Origin of the sequence: Amycolatopsis kentuckyensis (genome assembly GCF_002155975.1) — a bacterium.
GTDB lineage: Bacteria > Actinomycetota > Actinomycetes > Mycobacteriales > Pseudonocardiaceae > Amycolatopsis > Amycolatopsis kentuckyensis.
The window spans coordinates 1-3,222 of the sequence record NZ_MUMI01000032.1 but is presented as its reverse complement, the minus strand read 5'-3'; the positions used below and the strand labels follow the sequence as shown (position 1 = coordinate 3,222).

At 67.9% G+C, this 3,222-nt stretch carries 3 protein-coding genes and 2 pseudogenes; all 5 read left to right on the top strand.

Annotated features, from left to right (window positions below; all coding sequences use genetic code 11):
- Positions 1-355, top strand: a pseudogene (locus CCN39_RS03510) (hypothetical protein); the annotation flags it as partial.
- 4 nt (positions 356-359) lie between these two features.
- Positions 360-974, top strand: coding sequence for a LysE family translocator (locus CCN39_RS03505; protein ID WP_086838365.1), 615 nt, complete (start codon positions 360-362; stop codon positions 972-974).
- Between the two features lie 254 nt (positions 975-1,228).
- Positions 1,229-2,536 (top strand): preprotein translocase subunit SecY, encoded by a 1,308-nt coding sequence (secY, locus tag CCN39_RS03500; RefSeq protein WP_086838364.1) that lies wholly within the window; start codon positions 1,229-1,231, stop codon positions 2,534-2,536.
- Positions 2,533-3,087 (top strand): adenylate kinase, encoded by a 555-nt coding sequence (locus tag CCN39_RS03495; protein WP_086838363.1) that lies wholly within the window; start codon positions 2,533-2,535, stop codon positions 3,085-3,087. Before secY ends, CCN39_RS03495 begins: the two co-directional genes overlap by 4 nt.
- Before the next feature lie 44 nt (positions 3,088-3,131).
- A pseudogene (locus CCN39_RS51540) lies at positions 3,132-3,222 on the top strand (type I methionyl aminopeptidase); the annotation flags it as partial.

Below are 3,222 nucleotides of genomic sequence, written 5' to 3'. Positions count from 1 at the left end.
CCAAGGGTTCCTCGATGCCCGGCTGACCATCACCGAGACCGCGTGGGGCAACCGCGTCGAGGTCTCCGGGCAGTCGGTCACCGACCGGCCGGGCGCGCTCGTCGGCATCCCCGTCATCGTCTCGGTCGTCCTGCTGGCCGCGAGCAACCACCGGGTGAGGCCTCGGTGGGGCCGGGAGAAGCCCGCGAAGGCCGCCGGCGCCGCGGCCGTGGCCCACCTGCCACTCCTGCGGCACCCCGGGAACCCCGGCTGGGCCGATCCGGCCGTCGCCTACGCCGACACCCCGACGCCGCCCTCCGGGGTGGCCATCACCGTCCTGCCACCCGAGGACGAGGACGAACCCCCGCTACGGTGAACACGTGTGGGTCTTCTTCGGTGCCTCCGTGCTCGTCGCCCTTACGCCAGGGGCGAACAACCTGCTCGGCCTCCACCACGGCATGACGCAGGGTGTTCGCCACGGCCTCGCCGGCCTGGGTGGCCGGCTGGCCGCCTTCACCCTGTTGATCGCCGCCGTCGCGGCCGGGCTGGGGCAGCTCCTGGCCGCCTCCGAGACCGCGCTGACGATCATCAAGTGGGCCGGCGTCGCCTACCTGCTCTTCCTCGGCGCCCGCCTGCTCTGGTCCACCTTCCGGGGCAAAAACACCCCGAAAGAGCTGCCCGCTACCCCCATGACCGCGTGGCGCGTCACCCGCAAGGAGTTCGGCGTCGCGATCACCAACCCGAAGGCGATCCTGATCTTCACCGCCTTCGTCCCGCAGTTCATCGACGCAGCTCACGGCCCATTTCCGACGCAGATCGCGCTGCTCGGCGCGGGCTACCTGCTGGCCGAGTTCCTGGCCGGCTCGGTCTACGTCGGCGTCGGCGCCGCGGTGAAGACGATCGAGCTCTCCCGGCGGGCCCGCCGCAACGTCGACCGGGGGACCGGGGTGGTCCTCGTCGGGCTGGCCGGCGTGCTCGCGACGTCGACCGCTTGATCCGCCCTCTGTCAAGGAATCCGGCCAAGACGGCGATGTGGATCAACCCGCCGGAGCAACCTTGGTACGGAAAACGCACACGGACTGCGGACACGCCCTGTGAAGCTGTTAGAGTCGGCGACACGCTTCGGGACGAGTGTGCCCCGAAGCGTTCCTGGCTTGCGTGCCAGTAGTGCTGTGTGTTCCCGCCGGCCCCGTGCCGGCCAAGCCGATCGTCGGTTAGGACAGCCGACGACGCCGAGGAGGTCCCCCGCGTGCTCAGCGCCTTCCGCTCGGCTCTCGCGACGCCGGATCTACGCAAGAAGATCCTGTTCACGCTAGCCATCGTCGCGGTTTACCGAATCGGTGCGACCATTCCGGCGCCCGGCATCTCGTACGGTGCCGTACAGGCCTGTAGCTCCCAGGCGCAGCAGGAGGGCGTCTACCAGCTGCTGAACCTGTTCAGCGGTGGTGCGCTGCTGCAGCTGTCACTCTTCTCGACCGGCATCATGCCGTACATCACGGCGAGCATCATCATCCAGCTGCTCACCGTGGTCATCCCGCGGTTCGAGGAGCTGAAGAAGGAAGGGCAGTCCGGCCAGGGCAAGCTGACCCAGTACACCCGGTACCTGACGATCGCGCTGGCGATCCTGCAGGCCACCGGGGTGGTCGCGCTCGCGGACCGCAAGCAGCTCTTCCCGGACTGCGACCAGCCGATCATCCCGGACAACAGCGTCTACTCGCTGGCGATCATCGTCATCACCATGACCGCGGGCACCGCCGTCATGATGTGGCTGGGCGAGCTGATCACCGAGCGCGGCGTCGGCAACGGCATGTCCGTTCTGATCTTCCTGAACATCGCCGCGCGCATCCCGGTCGAGGGCGGCAACATCCTCAGCAACGCGGGTGGCGTCGGCCTGGCGGTCGTCTGCGTCTTCGGCCTGATCATCATCGCCAGCGTCATCTTCATCGAGCAGGGGCAGCGCCGGATCCCGGTGCAGTACGCCAAGCGCATGATCGGCCGCCGGATGTACGGCGGCACGTCGACCTACCTGCCGATCAAGGTCAACCAGGCCGGTGTCATCCCGGTCATCTTCGCGTCGTCCCTGCTGTACCTGCCGGACCTGATCAGCCGCCTCGTCGGCGACCAGAACGCCAACTCCGGCTGGCAGGTCTTCATCAAGAACTACATCGTGAACCAGTCCAGCTGGGCGCACATCGCGCTGTACTTCGGCCTGATCATCTTCTTCACGTACTTCTACATCACGATCACGTTCAACGTGGACGAGCGTGCGGAAGAGATGAAGAAGTTCGGTGGCTTCATCCCGGGCATCCGCCCCGGCCGCCCGACCGCCGAGTACCTCAGCTTCGTGCTGGGCCGGATCACCCTGCCGGGCTCGCTGTACCTGGGCATCATCGCGATCCTCCCGAACTTCTTCCTGTCGTTGACCGGGAGCGGGAACAACCAGAACTTCCCGTTCGGTGGCACGGCTGTGCTGATCATGGTCGGTGTCGGCCTCGACACCGTGAAGCAGATCGAAAGCCAGCTGATGCAGCGCAACTACGAAGGGTTCTTGAAGTGACGCGCCTGGTTCTCGTCGGCCCGCCCGGCGCGGGCAAGGGCACCCAGGCGGTGGCCCTGTCCGAGCAGCTGCGCATCCCGCACATCTCGACCGGTGACCTGTTCCGCGCGCACGTCGGCCAGGAGACCCCGCTCGGCCAGGAAGCGAAGCGCTACCTGGACTCGGGCGAGCTCGTGCCCGACTCGGTGACCAACGAAATGGTCCGCGAGCGGCTCGCCGAGCCGGACGCCAAGGTCGGCTTCCTGCTCGACGGCTTCCCCCGCAACACCAAGCAGGCCGAGGTCCTCGGCGAGATCCTGGGCGAGGCGGACGTCGCGCTCGACGCCGTGATCCAGCTGCAGGTCCCGGAGGACGTCGTCGTCGCGCGGCTCATGTCGCGCGGCCGGGCGGACGACACCGAAGAGGTCATCCGCCGCCGTCAGCAGATCTACGTGTCGGACACCGCGCCGCTGCTGGAGTACTACGCCGACATCCTGGTGACCGTCGACGGTGTCGGCAGCGTCGAAGAGATCTCCGGCCGGGTGCTGAAAGCGCTGCGCGACCGCACGTGAACCTCGGAGGATTGCGTGTTCTGCAAGTGCTCCGGCGTGGGCGCATGATCGAAGTCAAGACCGCGGACGAGCTGCAGGCGATGCGGGCCGCGGGCCTCGTCGTCGCCCGCACGCTCGCGGCGGTGCGCGCCGCGG